The 19,196-nt window shown below is 47.7% G+C and carries 19 protein-coding genes; 15 read left to right on the plus strand and 4 right to left on the minus strand.

The window, feature by feature from the left end; translation table 11 throughout:
• The first annotated feature begins 11 nt into the window (after positions 1–11).
• From gspG to RJD38_RS06880, 8 genes are all read left to right on the plus strand, one after another.
• Positions 12–458: a type II secretion system major pseudopilin GspG gene (gene gspG / locus RJD38_RS06845; protein ID WP_005596907.1), complete on the plus strand. Its 447-nt coding sequence runs from the start codon at positions 12–14 to the stop codon at positions 456–458.
• Between the two features lie 98 nt (positions 459–556).
• Complete coding sequence (gspH, locus tag RJD38_RS06850; protein ID WP_367971411.1) at positions 557–1,150, plus strand: type II secretion system minor pseudopilin GspH; 594 nt, start codon at positions 557–559, stop codon at positions 1,148–1,150.
• Positions 1,140–1,541: a type II secretion system minor pseudopilin GspI gene (gene gspI / locus RJD38_RS06855; protein ID WP_005596911.1), complete on the plus strand. Its 402-nt coding sequence runs from the start codon at positions 1,140–1,142 to the stop codon at positions 1,539–1,541. Before gspH ends, gspI begins: the two co-directional genes overlap by 11 nt.
• Positions 1,528–2,190 (plus strand): type II secretion system minor pseudopilin GspJ, encoded by a 663-nt coding sequence (gspJ, locus tag RJD38_RS06860; RefSeq protein ID WP_065545872.1) that lies wholly within the window; start codon positions 1,528–1,530, stop codon positions 2,188–2,190. The genes gspI and gspJ overlap by 14 nt, the downstream gene beginning before the upstream one ends.
• On the plus strand, positions 2,180–3,193 hold the full coding sequence (gspK, locus tag RJD38_RS06865) for a type II secretion system minor pseudopilin GspK (protein ID WP_065545871.1): 1,014 nt from the start codon (positions 2,180–2,182) through the stop codon (positions 3,191–3,193). Before gspJ ends, gspK begins: the two co-directional genes overlap by 11 nt.
• Positions 3,159–4,370, plus strand: a complete 1,212-nt coding sequence (gene gspL / locus RJD38_RS06870) for a type II secretion system protein GspL (RefSeq protein WP_065545870.1) — start codon at positions 3,159–3,161, stop codon at positions 4,368–4,370. Before gspK ends, gspL begins: the two co-directional genes overlap by 35 nt.
• A 10-nt stretch (positions 4,371–4,380) precedes the next feature.
• Positions 4,381–4,872, plus strand: a complete 492-nt coding sequence (locus RJD38_RS06875; RefSeq protein ID WP_065545869.1) for a type II secretion system protein M — start codon at positions 4,381–4,383, stop codon at positions 4,870–4,872.
• 6 nt (positions 4,873–4,878) lie between these two features.
• The gene (locus RJD38_RS06880) at positions 4,879–5,640 is read left to right on the plus strand and encodes a type II secretion system protein N (RefSeq protein WP_065545868.1); all 762 of its coding nucleotides are present in this window, start codon (positions 4,879–4,881) and stop codon (positions 5,638–5,640) included.
• A gap of 77 nt (positions 5,641–5,717) precedes the next feature.
• On the opposite strand, the gene envZ is transcribed toward RJD38_RS06880, so the two are convergent.
• A complete protein-coding gene (envZ, locus tag RJD38_RS06885; RefSeq protein WP_005596923.1) occupies positions 5,718–7,022 on the minus strand; it encodes a two-component system sensor histidine kinase EnvZ in 1,305 nt (434 codons plus the stop codon).
• A gap of 98 nt (positions 7,023–7,120) precedes the next feature.
• On the minus strand, positions 7,121–7,840 hold the full coding sequence (gene ompR, locus RJD38_RS06890; protein WP_005596925.1) for a two-component system response regulator OmpR: 720 nt from the start codon (positions 7,838–7,840) through the stop codon (positions 7,121–7,123).
• A 326-nt stretch (positions 7,841–8,166) separates the two neighbouring features.
• Here ompR and greB point away from each other — a divergent pair, with 326 nt between their 5' ends.
• Positions 8,167–8,655 (plus strand): transcription elongation factor GreB, encoded by a 489-nt coding sequence (gene greB / locus RJD38_RS06895; protein ID WP_005596926.1) that lies wholly within the window; start codon positions 8,167–8,169, stop codon positions 8,653–8,655.
• 159 nt (positions 8,656–8,814) lie between these two features.
• Positions 8,815–11,145 carry a Tex family protein gene (locus tag RJD38_RS06900; RefSeq protein WP_065545867.1) on the plus strand — a complete coding sequence of 777 codons (2,331 nt, stop codon included), beginning with the start codon at positions 8,815–8,817 and terminating at the stop codon, positions 11,143–11,145.
• 131 nt (positions 11,146–11,276) lie between these two features.
• Here RJD38_RS06900 and RJD38_RS06905 read toward each other — a convergent pair whose 3' ends face one another.
• Together RJD38_RS06905 and bioH are read right to left on the minus strand one after the other, a co-directional pair.
• Entirely contained in the window at positions 11,277–11,747 is a 471-nt protein-coding gene (locus RJD38_RS06905) for a hypothetical protein (RefSeq protein ID WP_005596930.1), read from the minus strand.
• 91 nt (positions 11,748–11,838) lie between these two features.
• A complete protein-coding gene (bioH, locus tag RJD38_RS06910; protein WP_065545866.1) occupies positions 11,839–12,681 on the minus strand; it encodes a pimeloyl-ACP methyl ester esterase BioH in 843 nt (280 codons plus the stop codon).
• A gap of 112 nt (positions 12,682–12,793) precedes the next feature.
• Here bioH and RJD38_RS06915 point away from each other — a divergent pair, with 112 nt between their 5' ends.
• The 5 genes from RJD38_RS06915 to RJD38_RS06935 all read left to right on the plus strand — a co-directional run bounded on the left by RJD38_RS06915 (position 12,794) and on the right by RJD38_RS06935 (position 19,025).
• Positions 12,794–13,501: a ComF family protein gene (locus RJD38_RS06915; RefSeq protein WP_406853071.1), complete on the plus strand. Its 708-nt coding sequence runs from the start codon at positions 12,794–12,796 to the stop codon at positions 13,499–13,501.
• A 107-nt stretch (positions 13,502–13,608) separates the two neighbouring features.
• Positions 13,609–14,196, plus strand: coding sequence for a Fe-S biogenesis protein NfuA (nfuA, locus tag RJD38_RS06920; protein ID WP_005596938.1), 588 nt, complete (start codon positions 13,609–13,611; stop codon positions 14,194–14,196).
• 244 nt (positions 14,197–14,440) lie between these two features.
• Positions 14,441–14,989 carry an ADP compounds hydrolase NudE gene (gene nudE, locus RJD38_RS06925; RefSeq protein WP_005596939.1) on the plus strand — a complete coding sequence of 183 codons (549 nt, stop codon included), beginning with the start codon at positions 14,441–14,443 and terminating at the stop codon, positions 14,987–14,989.
• 25 nt (positions 14,990–15,014) lie between these two features.
• On the plus strand, positions 15,015–15,842 hold the full coding sequence (gene cysQ, locus RJD38_RS06930) for a 3'(2'),5'-bisphosphate nucleotidase CysQ (RefSeq protein ID WP_005596941.1): 828 nt from the start codon (positions 15,015–15,017) through the stop codon (positions 15,840–15,842).
• Positions 15,843–16,379: 537 nt separating this feature from the next.
• A complete protein-coding gene (locus RJD38_RS06935; protein ID WP_065545864.1) occupies positions 16,380–19,025 on the plus strand; it encodes a beta-N-acetylhexosaminidase in 2,646 nt (881 codons plus the stop codon).
• The last annotated feature ends 171 nt before the right edge of the window (positions 19,026–19,196 follow it).

Consider the following 19,196-nt stretch of genomic DNA (forward strand, 5'->3'; position numbering starts at 1 on the left):
TGGAGACAATAATGAAAAAACAACATAATAAAAAACAGTCTGGCTTCACCTTGTTAGAGTTGATGGTGGTGGTGGTTATTTTAAGTATCTTAGCCAGTGTGGTTGCGCCAAACTTGCTCGGCAGTAAAGACACCGCGGCACAGAAGAAAGCCACGGTTGATATTAAAGCGCTGGAAACGGCTCTTGATACGTACAAGCTTAACCACAACGTTTATCCAACCACCGATCAAGGTTTGGAAGCTTTGGTGACTGAGCCAAGCAACCCAACGCCACGCAACTACCCACAAGATGGTTACATCAAGCGTCTACCGCAAGACCCATGGGGCAACGATTACCAATACCTAAGCCCAGGCGATAACGGCAACATTGATGTCTTCACGCTAGGCGCTGATGGCCAAGAAGGTGGTGATGGTGTTAATGCCGATGTCGGCAACTGGAATCTACAAGATTTCCAATAATCTTCTTATTGATGAGTTTGGCGGCATAGGCCGCCATTTATCTCTTCACTGGATGAGTTTTTCACTCTGATGTTGGTTGAATTTAAATAGTGCGCGGCATGTCGAAAAGTAAAGGCTTTACCCTAATCGAAGTGTTATTGGTGGTGGCGTTGATTGCCATCATGGCTTCAACAGTGGTGTTTTCTTTACCTGATAACAGCCGTGATGAAGCGGAGCACCAAGCTAAATCGCTTTGGTTACGCTTACAGCTACTCAATGAGGAAGCGATGCTCAGTGGCCGTGATTTTGGGCTGCGCATTGAGCAAGCCAAAGGGCGTTACTTCTTGCAGCAGCTCGAAAATGAGGGCTGGCAACCACTTAAGTTAGATCGCTTACCTTACGAAACACAGTTGGTCGACTCATTGAAGATGGAATTTAATCTGGGTGGTTCGGCATGGCAGGATCAAGAACGCTTGTTTAATCCTACCTCACTGTTTGATGAGGAGATGTTTGCCGATCTAGAAGAAGATAAAAAGTTACCCGCCCCGCAGGTATTCGTGATGTCGAGTGGTGAAGTCACCCCATTCTCTATTGCTATTTATCCAAGCGACGCTGATTTAGAGCAGAGTGCATGGCAGGTAGTGGCAAAAGAAAATGGCCAAATTGTCTTGTTGCAACCGGGAGAGCAAGAGGAATTAGCCGATGAGAGATAACTCAAGCCAACCTTGCTTAAGCAAACCTGGCTCAAGCAAACGCCAGCGACGTGGCTTTACCTTACTTGAGGTGCTCGTTGCGTTAGCGATTTTCGCCATGTCAGCGATGGCCTTGGTGCGCTCGGTGAGCCAGCACATAAATACTCTTACGTTGATGGAAGAAAAAGCCTTTGCGGCCATGGTGGTGGATAACCAAATGGCCAAAGTGATGCTCAACCCGCAAGCATTGAAAAAACAGAGTGGTAAAGACCAATTGGCAGAACGCACTTGGTACTGGACGGTTGATCCGGTATCGACTTCTGGCGGCTTGATTCGTGCTTTTGATGTTTCAGTGGCGAGTTCGCGACAAGGGACGCCGATTTTAACGGTGAGAAGCTATGTCGCTAAATAAACGCTTATTTAGATCGCGTGGCGGCAAACGTGCGGGCTTTACCTTGATTGAAGTGCTGGTGGCGATGTCGATTTTTGCTTTCCTTGCCGCAGGGGCTCAGCAGGTATTGAATCAGATGTATCGCAGCAATGCGATTTCGCAAGAGCGTAGCGAGCGCCTCAAAACCTTGCAGCGTACGCTGGTCTTTATGGATAACGACTTTCGCCAAATGGCTTTGCGTCAAATGCGCACCAATGGGGAAGAGCCAAGCACTAAGTTAGTTGAATGGAAAGACTACTTACTCGATTCGGATAGTAAAGGCGTGATGTTTGCGCGTGCCGGTTGGCATAACCCCCAACAGCAATTCCCGCGTGGTGAAGTCACCAAAGTAGGTTATCGCATCAAGGATAATCAATTGCAGCGAGTGTGGTGGCGCTACGTAGATACGCCAGCAGGTCAAGAAGGCATGATCATGCCGTTGATTGATCAAGTTGACAGTTTTGATATGCGTTTTTTTGATGGCAAACAATGGCTCAAGCAGTGGGACAAAACCATGACACTGCCCAAGGCGGTGCAAGTCTCACTGACCTTTAGTGATTATGGCGAAATTGAACGCATTTATCTGACGGGTGGTGGATCGATTGCAGTGGAGAGTCGCGATGAAGAGTAGTCAGCGTGGCGTGGCTTTACTAGTAGTCCTGCTGATTTTAGCCTTGATGACGGCAGTGGCAGCGACCATGTCGGAACGTTTGTTTGGGCAGTTTAAGCGCTCATCCAATCAGTTAAATTATCAACAAGCTTACTGGTATAGCATTGGTGCGGAAGCCTTGGCAGTGGAAGGCATCGAGCAGAGTTACCAAGACAGCGACACCATCAATATGTCGCAGCCTTGGGCGTTGGAAGAGCAAAACTTTCCGCTGGATTACGGCAGCCTTACTGGGCAGCTGCGTGATCGCCAAGCTTGTTTCAATATCAATGCGTTGGTGGATCTTGAGGCGGAAGCGGGCTCGGACAGTGCGCCTTATTTAGTGACCGTCTTGCAACAGCTCATGTCTGAATTGGATATCGATAGCCATGTCGCTGAAGTGGTTGCGCATTCAAGTTGGGAGTTTATTGATACCAATAATCACATCAACTCAGTAACGGGCGTGGAAGATAGCCATTATGAATCGATGGCTCCCGCTTATATGACGGCGGATGGCGTATTGGCTGAGGCGAGTGAATTACGCGCGGTCAACCTGGTGTCAGGTGAGGTGATGACGAAGTTAGAACCTTATATCTGTGCGCTGCCTACCGCGGAGTTCCGTCTTAATGTGAACACTTTGCCTGCGGAACAATCTCGCCTGTTAGTGGCGATGTTTGGTGATCAGTTAAGCGACAGCGATGCACAAAGTTTACTAGAAAATCGTCCTTTTGATGGCTGGGGCGATGTTGATCAGTTTTTGGCCGAGTCACAACTCGCCTCATTAAGCGATGAAGTTAAAAAACGAGTTAAAGCCTATCTCACGGTAGACAGTGCTTATTTTGAATTGGATGCACGAATCGTGGTGGGGGAATCGCAAGTGCGTATTCGCAGCCTACTGTTCAGTGCAAATAGAGAAACCGCAACGGTGATAAGCCGTCGCTTTGGAGGAATCGGTGAGCGAGTACTTAATCGTTCGACTGAGCAATAATCGCCAGGCAAAAAAGCCGTGGTTGGTTTGGTCTGAAAGCCAGCAAGAAGTGATCGCCAGTGGTGAATTAAGCGCTGAGCAAGCGCTTGATGAGATCGCGAGCTACGCGCAAGCACGTCACACCATCGTGTTATTAAACAGTGCTGATGTGCTGTTGAAAGAGGTCAACATTCCCGCCGGTGGCGCGCGTCAATTTGATGCGATGCTACCGTACTTGGTCGAAGATGATGTCGCACAAGATGTCGATGGCATGCACTTTACGGTGCTGGCTAAGCAAGGTCAGATTGCCCATGTTGCTGGTGTCGACCGTGAATGGTTAGCGCGTGAATTAGAGACACTCAAACAAGCAGGCTTTAACGTGACTAAAGTTCTGCCAGATGCGCTGGCATTGCCAGATGTTGACGGCATTGCAGCGGTTGAATTGGCGGGCCAATGGTTATTGAAGAAACAAGCATACCAAGCGCTGACTATTGAATCCGATTGGTTGGCGATAGTGGCTCAATCTGAATGGGTCAAGCAAGGTGATGATTGGCTAGCGCTGCATGCCTATTCACCACTGCCAGAGCTGAATTTAGCACCTGAGCAAGATTGGCAACAAGCGGAGCCACAATTGGTGATGCAATTGCTGGGGCGCCAAGCGATGTTTACGCCAGTGAACTTGTTGACGGGCTGCTTTAAACCGAAGTCGGGTGTCGGTCGTTACCTCAAAGTATGGCGAAAGGCGGCCATTGCCGCTGGCGTTGTCGCGGTGGTATTGGTGGCGCAAAACCTAATTCAAACCTATCAAGCAGAACAACAAGCCGCTAAGTATCGTGCTGAAAGTGAGCGTATTTTCCGCTCCGTTCTGGTCGGAAAAACGAAGATCCCGACCGTCAGCTATTTAAAGCGTGAATTGGATAATGAAGCCAAGCGTCTATCGGGTGGTAATAGCGATGAGTCGTTATTAGTGTGGATGGCAAAACTGCCATCGGCAATTAAATCAGTGCCTGATTTTACTCTGACTGGGATTAAGTTTGATCGCCAACGTGGTGAAATTCAACTGCAAGCCAGCAGTCAAGATTTTCAAGCCTTTGAACAAGCACGTGCGAAGCTAGAAGAACAATTTTCCGTGCAGCAAGGTCAGTTGAGTAAATCCGGTCAACTTGTAGTTGGCGACCTGATTTTAAAGCCGCGATGAGGAAGCAAGCATGAATAAATTATTAGCCTCGTTGCAAGTTTGGTGGCTGCGTATTACACCGCGTGAACAGCGTTTAGTGACGGTGGGTGGTGTGGCATTGATCATCGGTATCCTATTTTGGGGGATTTACCAACCGATGGTGCAGCGTGCCGAATTGGCGCAAAATCAACTGCGCACCGAAAAGCAGTTATTGAGCTGGGTACAGAATAAAGCGGATGATATTGTCGCCTTGCGTGGTAATGGTGCTAGAGCGCTATCACCACTGCCGTTTAACCAAGCGGTTTCTTCGTCAGCGCGTCGTTTTAATATCGAACTTGTGCGTGTGCAACCACGTGGTGAAGAGATGCAAGTTTGGGTGCAGCCATTGCCATTTAATCAATTGGTTAGTTGGTTGGAGTACTTACAACAGAATCATGGTGTCGAAGCACAATTTCTTGATATTGATAAGAACGAGCGCATTGGTGTGGTTGATGTTAAGCGCCTGCAACTGAGCAAAGGATAGTCGCCAGTGAAAAAAAAGATAACCTTGATGGTGGTGTTACTGCTGACGTTTATCGTCAGTGCCATCGTCCATCTTCCGATTCAAGTGGTGCTGGCATACGCACCACTGCCGACACAACTGAAAATTAGCCAAGCCAGCGGAACGTTATGGCAAGGCCAAGCGCAGCAAGTTCGATGGCAGCGCTACCAACTTGGGCAGGTCTCTTGGCAGTTTGCGCCAAGTGCGCTATTGAGTGGCAATGCCGAAGCCAAGGTTCGCTTTGGCCGTGGCAGCCAATGGCAACTGCAAGGTCGCGGTACTGTCGGCTACGGTTTAAAAGGCGCTTATGCTGAGAATTTACTTGCCTCGATGCCTATCACCGAAGCGTTAAAGTTGGCCCCTGCATTACCGATCCCCTTGACGTTAGAGGGCCAATTAGAGCTGAATGTGAAGCAACTGAGCTATGCTGCGCCATATTGTGCGCAAGGTACGGGTAGTTTGGTGTGGAACACTGATGTGGTCGGCACGCCATTAGCGGATCTGCAACTAGGGCCGGTGATTGCGGATCTAGACTGCCAAGATAGCCAAATCAGCGTGAAAGGCACTCAGCAAAGCGCACAAGTGCGTAGCGAATTTTCCGCTGAGTTAATGCCGGATCAACGTTTTAGTGCCAAGGCGTGGTTTATCCCGCAAGCCGCGATGCCAACGGCGCTGTCAGAACAGTTGCAATGGTTGCCGAAGCCGGATGCGCAAGGGCGTTACCAGTTTAATCAGCAAGGTCGCTTATAGCGGCTATCTGAGTACTAAAAACAGCAAACCCCAGTGAGACTGGGGTTTGTTTTATGCGCTTCAGGTAATGAATCAAACTAGCGGGTAGGGAAGCTCACTTGTACTTTTAAGCCGCCTTCGCTGCGATTGTTAACCACCACGGAACCATTGTGTTGGCTAACAATGCGTTTGACGATGGCGAGGCCAAGCCCTGTACCTTCGCTGCCACGCGCAGTGTCACCACGAGTAAAGGGTTCAAATAGTTTCGCCACTTGGTCTTTGGCAATCCCCGGGCCATTATCTTCAATACACACCCAGCACAGTTTGTTGTCTGCGGTCATTCCGGTCGAGATTTTCACCCAACCATTGCCGTAGCGTACGGCGTTGACCACTAAGTTACTCACTGCGCGCTTGATTGCGATTGGGCTACCAAAAGCCGGTTTTAAGTTGCTTAACAGCGTTTCAATCTCAATATGATGGCGGTTGCCTTCCGAGTTCGCTAAGTCTTGAGAGATATCGTTGAGGTCTACTTCGCCAAAAGATTCACGATTAACCGGTTTGAGGTAATCCATAAATTGGCTAATGATTTCATTACACTCTTCGGTATCGCTAATAATCCCTTCTGCAAGGTAGCTATCTTGTGGTGACATCATTTCCGTCGCTAAGCGAATACGAGTCAACGGCGTGCGTAAGTCGTGGCTGATACCGGCCATTAATAAGGCGCGATCTTCTTCTAACGCTTGAATGCCTTTCGACATTTGATTGAAAGCACGCGTCACGGAGCGGATCTCTGAGGTGCCTTTTTCTGCCAACGGCGGTGGGATTTCGCCACGGCCAACCCCTTTTGCCGCGCGCTCAAGTGCGAGCAGAGGCCGGTTTTGTAAGCGAATAAATAACCAACCACCGGCGATGATCAGCAGCGCCATCACTAAACTATTACGAAACAGTGGCGCAAAATCTTCTTCTTGTAGCTCGGAGAGTGGAATGCGGATCAGAGAATCAGGCAGTGACTCAAGGCTCATCCATAACACATAGCTTTCTTCACCCAAGACCATGCGCACATCAGCTTGCGTGCCGAGTGTTTGCGTCATCTCTTCACTCATCAAATCAATACTGATCGCATGACGAAACTCATCGGCCAGATCGCTGTCTTTGGCGTGAATGGTCACCCCGAGCTGTTCGAGAATTTGTCGGCGCAGCGGCGCATCCATCACCAAGCCATTTTCAAGATCGTCAGAGTTATCCAACATCAAGTTGATTTCATAGCTGAGGATTTTATTAAACTGCTGCAAACTAGGCAGTAATGCATAGTTGAAGACCGCGTAGTAAGAATAGACTTGGCTAGCAATCAGTAATGTGATGAACAGGACAATGGATTGAGTAAAGGAGCTGCGAATGCGCATAGTCGTCGCCTATTGGTGATAGGAGTTATTATTGGGTTTTCGTCCAGCAAGATAAAAAGTGCGAGCCTAAAGCTCGCACTAGATTGAATCAATGTGGTTTATGCTTCTTTGCCATCAGGGACAAACACATAACCTAAGCCCCACACGGTTTGAATATAGCGTGGTTTGCTTGGGTCAACTTCCAGCATGCGACGTAGACGCGAGATCTGAACATCGATAGAACGTTCCATCGCCGAGTATTCACGACCACGAGCCATGTTCATTAACTTATCGCGAGAAAGCGGTTCGCGAGCGTTAGTGACGAGGGCTTTTAATACCGCAAACTCACCAGACGTCAGTGGCATCGCTTCATCACCACGATACATTTCACGCGTACCTAAGTTTAGGCGGAACTCACCAAACTCAACAATCGACTCTTCAGAGCTTGGTGCGCCAGGCAGTTCAATGGTTTGGCGACGCAATACCGCTTTGATGCGTGCGAGCAGTTCGCGTGGGTTAAATGGTTTTGGCAGGTAATCATCTGCGCCCACTTCTAAGCCGACGATGCGATCAATTTCATCGCCTTTTGCCGTTAGCATAAGAATAGGAAGTTCATTATTGGCATTGCGTAGGCGACGACAAATCGATAGGCCATCTTCACCCGGCAGCATCAAATCCAGCACCATAAGGTGGAAGTTTTCACGTGTTAGCAGGCGATCCATCTGTTCGCCGTTGGCAACGCTACGTACCTGAAAACCTTGCTCAGATAGGTATCGCTCCAATAGCGCACGTAAACGGGCATCGTCATCTACGACCAGAATTTTATGAATTTCTTGCATTGAAACACCTTAATCAAAAGCAAAGCATATAAACAAAAATGTATCACTGTTTGGCCAAGCGTGCTTGCCCAAATTGTTACAATTTTAGCGTCGGCTTACGTTTTACTGAGTCAGCTCACGGTGCCGAAAAGTCAGCGGCGAGTTTTTGTTGGTTTATTGTTCATATTTTCTCGTTAACGTAGTGAAATAATGGCGGTTTTACTTCGCTTGGTTGCATTGTTCACCGCGATTTATCGCTGAATTTGAAGCTCAACAACATGCTAGCTATTGCCTGTGGTAAAAAAAAAGCGACAATCAACAGATACTAATCGTGATGGATAACAATCGTGAGAACTAACCTGATCACCCGTGAAGGCTACAATCGCCTTAAAAAAGAGCTCGACTACCTCTGGCGTGAAGATCGTCCTGAAGTGACTAAAAAAGTGACTTGGGCGGCGAGCTTAGGCGATCGCAGCGAAAACGCAGACTATCAGTACAACAAAAAGCGTTTGCGTGAGATAGACCGTCGGGTGCGATTTTTACGTAAGCGTTTAGAGCAGGTCACGGTGGTCGACTACTCTCCTCAACAGGAAGGTAAAGTGTTCTTCGGCGCTTGGGTGGAGATTGAGAACGAAGCGGGAGACTGTAAAAAATTCCGCATCGTTGGGCCAGATGAAATCTATGGCGATGCGAAAGGTTATATCTCGATTGATTCACCGATGGCGCGGGCGTTATTGAAAAAAGAAATCGATGATGAATTTGTCGTGCGCACACCAGAAGGTGAAAAAGAGTGGTTTATCAATTTGATTGAATACGATACACGGGTTCAGGAATAACCATTTTACCCGGTAATAAAGCGATAATTTTACTTTGTCGTGACCCGTCAGGTGTCACATAGATTACGATTGCGTTATTACTCGGTAATCAAAGCGGTGGATTTTTTACGATTCGCCCTAATATATACTCAAACACCTTTTAAAATAGAGATTCAACGGATGAGCCAAGCTATCTGTAAATTGATTGCTCAAGAACTGAATGTTCGCCCTGAGCAAGTGACTGCCGCGGTTAACTTAATTGACGACGGCAATACGGTTCCCTTTATTGCTCGTTACCGCAAAGAAGTAACGGGTGGATTGGATGATACCCAATTACGTAATTTAGATAGCCGCTTGTCCTATCTGCGTGAGTTGGACGATCGTCGCCAGACGATTCTGAAATCGATTCAAGATCAAGGCAAACTAACGGCCGCGTTAGAGCAAGAGATTCAACAAGCGGACAGCAAAACCCGTTTGGAAGATTTATACCTGCCATACAAGCCTAAGCGCCGTACTAAAGGTCAAATTGCAATTGAAGCGGGTCTTGAGCCATTAGCGGATGCGCTTTGGAATCACCCACAAACTGAACCTGAGATCGAAGCGGCAAAATACGTCTCTGCCGATAAAGGTATCGCGGATAATAAAGCGGCACTCGACGGCGCTCGTGCGATCATCATGGAGCGCATTGCGGAAGACGCCAACTTACTGGAAAAAGTACGCAGTTACTTAACGCGCCATGCGGAATTGGTCTCGCGCGTGGTGACAGGCCAAGAGCAAGCGGGTGAGAAGTTCAAAGATTACTTTGCGCACAATGAAGCGTTGAACAAGGTGCCATCACACCGTGCATTAGCAATGCTACGTGGTCGTAATGAAGGCTTTCTGACTCTGGCAATGAATGCTGATCCGGCGCAAGAAGAAGGCGCACGCCAATCTTACTGCGAAACGTTAATTGCAGATCACTACGGCATTTCATTGAGCCAAGCGCCGGCTGATGTATGGCGTAAGCAGGTGATCAGTTGGGCATGGCGCATCAAAGTTTCGATGCACATGGAAACTGAGCTGATGGGTGCGCTAAAAGAGCGTTCTGAAATCGAAGCAATTGAAGTATTCGCCACCAACCTAAAAGATTTATTGATGGCGGCGCCTGCTGGTCCTCGCGCCACACTAGGCTTAGATCCGGGTTTACGTACTGGTTCTAAAATTGCCGTGGTTGATGCGACTGGTAAAGTGCTGACGACGGAAACCATTTACCCACATCCACCACAAAAACAGTACGACCAAGCGATGGCAGTCGTCGATAAGTTGGTGCGTAAGTTCAACGTTGACTTGATTGCGATTGGTAACGGGACTGCTTCACGTGAAACCGATAGCTTTGTTGGCGATCTGATTGCACGTGGCAATCTGAAAGTGCAAAAAATCATGGTCAGTGAAGCGGGTGCATCGGTGTATTCGGCGTCTGAATTGGCAGCGAAAGAGTTCCCGAATATGGACGTGTCGCTGCGTGGTGCAGTATCGATCGCTCGTCGCTTGCAAGACCCATTGGCGGAACTGGTGAAAATAGATCCTAAATCGATCGGTGTGGGCCAGTACCAACATGATGTCAGCCAGTCAATGTTGGCAAAACGTCTTGATGCTGTGGTTGAAGACTGTGTAAACGCCGTGGGTGTGGATGTGAATACTGCGTCGGCCGCTTTGTTGACACGCGTGGCAGGTCTGTCTACCACCATGGCGCAAAACATTGTTGATTACCGTGACGAGAATGGTCGCTTTGAAGCGCGCACTACGCTGAAAAAAGTGGCACGTTTGGGGCCAAAAGCATTTGAACAGTGTGCTGGTTTCCTACGTATTATGGATGGTAAAAACCCACTCGATGCGTCTTCAGTACACCCGGAAGCCTACCCAGTGGTTAAAGCGATTGCTGAAAAGAACAGTAAAGCGGTTAAAAGCTTGATTGGTGATACAGAATTCTTACGTGGTCTGCATGCGGTTGATTACACCAATGACAGCTTTGGTTTGCCAACGGTGACCGACATCATCAAAGAGTTGGATAAGCCGGGTCGCGATCCGCGTCCTGAGTTTAAAACAGCAACCTTTGCCGAAGGCGTTGAAAAGGTATCAGATCTTGAAGTCGGCATGGTGTTGGAAGGTGTGGTTTCTAACGTAGCCAACTTTGGTGCCTTCGTCGATATCGGTGTTCACCAAGATGGTCTCGTGCATATTTCTGCATTGACCGATCGTTATGTTGCCGATCCGCGTGAAGTGGTTAAAGCGGGTGACATTGTGAAAGTGAAAGTGATGGAAGTGGATGTGCAGCGTAAGCGTATCGCCCTTTCCATGCGCCTGAACGATGAGCCGGGACAAGACAATCGCACTCAGCGTAGTTCTGAGCCGCGTAACAATCAAAACCAAATGCGTTCACAAGGTGGTCAACAGCGTCGTCGTGAAGAACCGGCAGGCAACAATGCTATGGGTGGCGCGTTTGCTGCTGCCTTTGCCAAAGCGAAACGCTAATTGGCTTAGCTCTCGCTTTCGTTCAGGTTAAAAATAAAAAAAAGCCCCGCTCAAATGAGTGGGGCTTTTGTCTTTTGGTATTCACTGAGTATGGATTCAATCTCTTGGATTTAGGCCGATACATATAGCGACTACAACACCGCAATGACCTCTGAAGGTGTGTTTGGTGCCACAGCATGTCCATAGTGAAACTTAATCACTACGCGCCGTTTAGCCATTCTTCCTTCGGTTATCGCTGCATCGATTACGCGCTTTGGTAAGCGAAACCGCATTGCGTAGCCTTTTCCTTGCTGTTCGCTATAGCTGGCCAAAGACAGCAGTTCAAACAACCGATCTAACGGACTGTCTGGCGGGTCATGTTGAGGGGCGAGTATCGCGTGCTCATCATCGGCGCCATAGTTCGGATGTTCAGATGGGTCCCAAGCCGCATTGCGACGTCGTTTATCATCTGAATTGATTTTGCGTTCAGCATTAGTTCTGGCTGGTGCAACCGTGGCTATAATCGGCTCGCGAATTTTATTATCACGCGCCGCTTGCTCTGTTTGCACGTTAACCGATGGGGCGATAAGTGGCACACTCACGTTGGTGGGTGACACGATCATAACCGAGACCTCCTCAGCTTCGCCCACTGACATGGCTATCGTTCTGTCAGTTGAATAAGCTATCGGCTGAGAGAGTCAAAAATTTAGCGTTTTATGCAAATAATTTGTTCGTTTGGAAGGCGATTACTTGAGCGCAAAAGGCCTCAGGCTCAGTCATGAAAGGCGCGTGAGATGACTGATTAAAGACAAAGCTTTGGCTATTGGGCATCAATTTTGTCACGTCTTCCGCCACCTTGATAGGCACCAAACCATCTAAGCGACCATACAAGCGCAGTGTCGGAACGCGAATGCTGGCGAGTTGACTACGATAGTCGATTTCAGCCAATAAATTTAAGCCGGACAGTAACGATTGTTGGTTTGGAGATGGGCGCGACAGCACCGCTTTTTTCAGCGCTTTGACATCTTGTCTTGCTGAAGGACTTCCCATGGCTTGTAGTGCCATAAAGCGCTCGATCGTCAGTTGAAAATCATCCATCAGTTGCGCGGTAAAAGCGCTGAGCACTTTCGCTTGAATGCCTCGCCACGGTTCAGAGTTATCGCCCTGTTCATTAACGCGACTAGCTTGCTTGGCTGAGAAACAGGGGGAGCTGGCAACACTGATTAAACCTAAGGCGCGTTCTGGATGGTGCAAAGCAATGTGAGAGGCCACCAAGCCGCCTAAAGACCAACCGAGCCATATCGCTTGTTTCGGCGCATCACGTAGCACTTGTGCCGTTAAATCTGCCATGGTGGAAAAGTGGCTTTGATGACTCAGGCCAAACCCGGGCAAGTCGACCACATGAACACAGTAGTGTTGGCTTAGTGTCGCGACGGTTTGCTGCCAAACGGCACCATTCATTCCCCAGCCATGCAGCAAAACCAGATCCGGCCCTGAGCCGTGAGTTTGCCAATGCAATGCTGGTGTGGTTGTCTCGGTATCTCGCACTTTATTCATCCTTTTGACTGCGCAGTAAGCGGCACTATCAAGTTTCTATCTAAGTGATTCCACGTGATTCATCGACGTACGTAACTTATTAGTGGAGCCTGCTTATGTTAACTCCCTGTCCATGTTAATCCAATGGTGGCAGAAAAACAGACAGCATGTGCTGGCTCATTATTGCCAACACTGTTTGCTGCCGATAGAGGGGCGTGACCAGCCAGGCCCTGGGTCATGGTTATTGTGCCAAGCGTGCTTGGAAGGACTAAGCATACCGTCTCGTTGCCAGTGTTGTGGTATGACAACGCTTCATCCGGTTGCTCAATGTGGTCATTGTTTGTCGCAACCGCCAGCTTGGCGGCAACTCTATTGTGTTGGTGACTACACGCCGCCATTGTCCGATTATGTTCAGCAATTAAAGTTTGCTCGTCAGCTGCATTATGTTGAGGTATTGGCCGATCTGCTTGCTCTAAAAATCCAACCAAATATTCAGATGATCACTTATGTACCCTTACACTGGCATCGGCAATTGTGGCGTGGATTTAATCAAAGTGAATTTCTAGCGCGAGCGTTGGCGCAGCGACTCGGTCTTCCTTGCCGAGCATTGTTTAAGCGTACTCGTGCTACTCGTTCGCAACGGGGTATGGATCGCCTGCAACGACAACGTAATTTACGTGGCGCATTTACGCTGACGAAAAGTGTTACTGAACTTCAATCCGTCGCGATTGTTGATGATGTAGTGACGACAGGGAGTACTGTGCAGCAATTATGCAAATTACTACTTGATGCTGGAGTTAAAAGTGTTGATATTTACTGTATCTGCCGTACTCCTGAATGATTCGGTTATAGCTCAGCACGATCAATTATGCGTAAAAGGCTAGATCTCAGAATTTTCAGGAGTAGAATGGTGAACAAATAGCCTACAAAATTACTCAGGTATTCGTCGTGTCAAATACAATTACTATTACTGAAAGCGCTCAAGAACACTTTGCCAAGTTGCTTGCACAGCAGCCTGAAGGCACTAACATTCGTGTGTTCGTGGTAAATCCAGGAACTCAAAATGCTGAGTGTGGTGTCTCTTACTGTCCGCCAGAAGCCGTAGAAGCTACTGATACTGAACTGACATTCCCAATGCTATCTGCTTATGTAGATGAGCTAAGCCTGCCATTCTTAGACGATGCAGAAATTGATTATGTCACTGACAAGATGGGTTCACAGCTAACTCTAAAAGCACCGAACGCGAAAATGCGTAAAGTGGCTGACGATGCACCACTGGTTGAGCGTGTTGAATACGCGATTCAAACCCAAGTGAACCCTCAACTAGCGGGTCACGGTGGTCACGTAAACTTAGTTGAAATCACAGAAGAAGGCATTGCGATTGTTGCTTTCGGTGGTGGTTGTAACGGTTGTTCAATGGTTGATGTAACCTTAAAAGATGGCATTGAAAAAGAGCTACTACAACAGTTCGAAGGTGAACTGACTGCAGTACGCGATGCGACTGAGCATGACCGTGGTGAGCACTCATATTACTAATGAGTCACTACCAATCCTCGTTAAACGAGGATGAATGAATGTGCAAATGGAGCTCTTAGGGCTCCATTTTTGTATCTAGTATTTGTTGCGTGTTTTGGCTCTCCAAGTGATGGAATATCACCATGGCTGGGGGAGATATGTGGCGACTGGTACGGATTTATACAAATTAGATGGCCGAGAAACTGGTCTAACGTATTGTCTTCTCATATATTAAGAATCTATTGCTTAGAGAAGGAGAAACATTGTGGCCAAACGGACACCACCAGAAATTCTGGCTAAGCAGACCGTCGCACAATCACGACTGTTTTCGATTGAAGCGCTTGAGCTACGTTTTAGTAACGGTGAAGAGCGCACTTATGAGCGCATGCGCCCAAGTGGCCGCCATGCGGTGATGATTGTGCCTGTGACAGAGCAGGGTGATCTCTTGTTGGTGCGCGAATACGCTGCCGGCACTGAGCGCTATGAATTAGGTTTTCCGAAAGGATTGATCGATCCGGGCGAAAGCGCCATTGAAGCGGCGAATCGCGAATTAAAAGAAGAGATTGGCTTTGGTGCTGAGCAACTGGTGCCATTAAAAGAAGTGGTGCTTGCGCCATCGTATTTTTCGAGCAAGATGACGCTATTTATTGGCCAAAATCTCTACGCCGAACAATTGGTGGGTGATGAGCCAGAGCCACTTGAAGTTGTACGCTGGCCATTGGCTCAAGCTGAAGAGTTGCTAACACATCTCGACTTTAGCGAAGCGCGCAGTATTACTGCATTGATGCTCGCTCTACGATATTTAAAATCATAATACGTGCATAGCCCAAGGAACTATTATGCCGATAAGCCCAGATCTTTCTCATCACCTCCCTGCCGTCATTGATATTGCGCGTACTGCAGGTCAGTTGATCTTAGATATCTATCAGACTAAGCAGTATGAAGCGTACACCAAGAGTGACTCGACACCTGTTACCAGTGCTGATCTTGCCGCGCACAAGTTTATTGTTGAGAAGTTGTCTGAGTTGACACCAGACATTCCCGTGCTGTCGGAAGAGGCGGCGGATATTAGCTTAGAACAACGCTCGCAATGGAATCGTTACTGGCTGGTGGATCCGCTCGATGGTACACAAGAGTTTATTGCGCGTAGTGGCGATTTCGCCACCATCATTGCGTTGATTGAAAATAATAAACCAATCATGGGCGTGGTGTATGGGCCAGTTTCGGGCGTGACTTACTATGCTTACCAAGGCAAAGGTGCGTGGAAAATTCCTGATATGAGTGAGAGCGTCCGCATTACCACTCATAAACATCAAGGGCCACAGCAACCTATCGCGATAGCGATCAGTCGCCGCCAAGACATCAATCGTATTACCGATCGCATGAGTAGCGCATGGAACTACGATTTGGTGCCGTTAGGCTCGGCCGCATTGAAAGCCTGCTTGGTTGCTGAAGGCGCGGTTGATTGTTACTTACGTCTAGGTCCTACCGGTGAGTGGGATACTGCTGCGACGCAATGTATCGTTGAAGAAGCGGGCGGTCGTATTTTAAGTACCTTGCTTGAACCGCTCTCTTACAACGAGCGCGATACATTAGAAAACCCCAACTTTATTGTACTGGGCGATGAACAGCTGCCATGGCACGATATTTTATTGGTCAAAGACTGAGTCGTCGTCGAATGCTTTCATTCAATAACTCTGTTCACTAGCTCGCTGCGGCGAGCTTTTTTATGCACGAATCTCCCCATCAACACTGCTACAAAAGTCCTATCTCACCATGCTTAACTTGATATTTTTAGCCAGAAAAACCGTCAAAATCATAATATTGACGAGCGTTGACGACGCCAAAATGGCGATCTTATTCACGTTTTTGTTGAGAGAATTTAACGAGAAGCCGTTTTGATTAAGTAAAAATGGCGTAATTCACGCGTTAAGTTATTGATTGATGTATCAGTTTGAGTGATATGGATCGCAGAAATATCGTCAAAAGATTTTTAATGATTTTGACGTTGCTTTTAAGTTATTGAAAATAAAGTTTTTATATTTTTGTCTAACTGGCCAATTTGAACTGGATCACCAAATTTCGTCGATTAATTTTACGGCGAAAAATAACTCCCTATATTTTGACGTCATTGGATTTACTTTTTTTGGTAAGTGCAGCTGTTTTAGCTGTTTGTTTAGGTAAGTGTTTACAGGGTGAGTAAGATGTTGAAACCAACTTTGATCGCAGTTTCAGTGTTAGCAACTTTGGCCGGTTGTTCTTCACTGCAAAACCCACAACAAGTGGTAGATTCACTAGCAGATAACTTAGATATCAATTATCAAGTGTTGACCAATCACGGTGCTAACGATGGTTTAGCTTGTGATGCTCTTGGCGCAGAATGGGCATCATGTAATAAAGTGATGATGACCTTAGAAAACCAAGGTGAAGCGGTTAACGCAAAAGATTGGACGATTTATTTCCACAGTATTCGTTTGATTTTGGACGTGGATAGCGATCAGTTCAAAGTTACTCGAGTTACGGGTGATCTGCACAAGCTTGAGCCAACCGATAAGTTCGACGGTTTCGCCGCTGGTGAAAAAGTTGAATTGGGTTTGATTGGTGAGTACTGGCAATTATTTGCGACCGACTTTATGCCGGGCGCGTTTGTCACCGCACCTGATGCTGAGCCTAAGATGATTGCATCGCTGAATACAGAAGATGTCTCTAGCTTTGTTTCTGGCCTTGAAGGTGACAACCTAAAACGTACACCAGATGACAACAACGTTTTTGCTAATGCTGTGACGCGCTTTGAGAAGAACGCTGATCTTGCTCAGCAAGACGTATCAACCACATTGCTGCCAACGCCGCTACATGTTGAAGCGGGCACAGGTTCAGTCAGTGTTGCGAAAGGCATTGCACTACCAAGTGCGTTGTTCAGCGCTGAGCAATTTAAAGCATTACAAGCACGCGGTGCCCTATTAGATATCAACCTTGCAGGTGAGCTTGCGGTTGAGACCCAGATTGTTCCGAGTGAATTCCCAGAGAACCTAGCGAAAGCGGGTGCTTACGAGTTAGTGATTGGCGAGCAGGGCATTAAGATCGTTGCTTTTGACCAAGCAGGTCTGTTCTACGGCGTACAATCAATCTTTGGCCTTGTTGGCGAAGAGGCGACACTACCAGAAATCCGCATCATTGATGCGCCACGCTTTGATTACCGTGGTGTGATGGTGGATGTGGCGCGTAACTTCCACAGTAAAGATGCCATTCTAGCCACGCTAGACCAAATGGCGGCTTACAAGATGAACAAGCTGCACCTTCACTTAACGGATGATGAAGGTTGGCGTTTAGAAATTCCAGGCCTTCCTGAGTTAACTGATATCGGCGGCCAGCGTTGCTTTGACCTTGATGAGCAACAATGTCTGTTACCACAGTTAGGCTCTGGTCCTACTTCGGATAACTTTGGCTCAGGCTACTTTAGCAAAGCCGATTACGTTGAAATCCTGAAGTACGCGAAAGCTCGTAATATTGAAGTGATTCCTGAAATTGATATGCCAGCGCACGCGCGTTCTGCGGTTGTATCAATGGAAGCGCGTTACGATCGCCTGATGGCTGCTGGCCAAACAGAACAAGCGAACGAATACCGTCTGATGGACCCGCAAGATAGCTCGAACGTCACCACGGTTCAGTTCTACGATAAGCACAGCTTTATCAACCCGTGTCTTGATTCTTCAACGCGTTTTGTCGACAAAGTGATCTCTGAAGTTGCGGCGATGCACACCGAAGCTGGTGCGCCTCTAACCACATGGCACTTTGGTGGTGATGAAGCGAAGAACATCAAGTTAGGCGCAGGCTTCCAAGATGTAAATGCACAAGATAAAGTAAACTGGAAAGGCACGATTGACCTGTCTCAACAAGACAAGCCATTCGCCAAATCGCCACAATGTAAGACCCTAATTGAAAACGGTACAGTGAGCGATTACGGCCATCTACCAAGTTACTTTGCGGAAGAAGTGTCGAAGATTGTTGCCGAGAAAGGCATTCCGAACTTCCAAGCTTGGCAAGATGGTTTGAAATACAGTGAAGGTGGCGAGAAAGCCTTCGCAACCGAAAATACCCGTGTAAACTTCTGGGATGTTCTTTACTGGGGCGGTACGTCTTCAGTGTATGAATGGTCTGAAAAAGGCTACGACGTAATTGTTTCTAACCCAGACTACGTTTACATGGATATGCCATACGAAGCGGATCCTCAAGAGCGCGGTTACTACTGGGCCACACGTGCAACCGATACTCGTAAGATGTTTGGCTTTGCACCGGAAAACATGCCACAAAACGCGGAAACCTCTTTAGACCGTGATGGCAATGGTTTCACTGGTAAAGGCACCATTGAAGCGAAACCGTTCTACGGTCTATCAGCGCAACTTTGGTCTGAAACTGTGCGTACTGATGAGCAATACGAATACATGGTCTTCCCTCGCGTACTTGCAGCCGCTGAGCGTGCTTGGCATGAAGCTGAGTGGGAAAACGACTACCAAGTGGGCGTTGAATACTCGCAAAACACCAACCTAGTCGACAAAGAAGCTCGTAATCAAGATTACAACCGCTTTGCGAACGTATTAGGCCAACGTGAACTGGCGAAACTGGAAAAAGCGGGCATTGATTACCGTCTACCAGTACCGGGTGCGAAAATTGAAAACGGCAAGTTGGCGATGAACAGTGCGTTCCCTGGTATTGAGCTGCAATACTCAATCGATGGTGACAACTGGCTAACTTACGCAGACAGTCAACGTCCTGCAGTAACAGGTGAAGTCTTCATTCGTTCTGTTTCAGCCACCGGTGAGAAAGCAAGCCGCGTGACATCAGTGAAGTAATCACTGAACAAGCAAATTTATGTTGTTGGTAAGCCAAGGCCCTGCTTAATGCAGGGCCTTTTTTTATGTGTGAAACAATGCGGACTGAGCCAGTTGTGCAGAATGATGGTGCACGGTTCGGTTTGAGGTTCCATTAATGTCATTCCCTACAGTGAGGAACGAATGTGATAG

It is taken from the genome of Vibrio scophthalmi, from assembly GCF_040869025.1.
GTDB lineage: Bacteria > Pseudomonadota > Gammaproteobacteria > Enterobacterales > Vibrionaceae > Vibrio > Vibrio scophthalmi.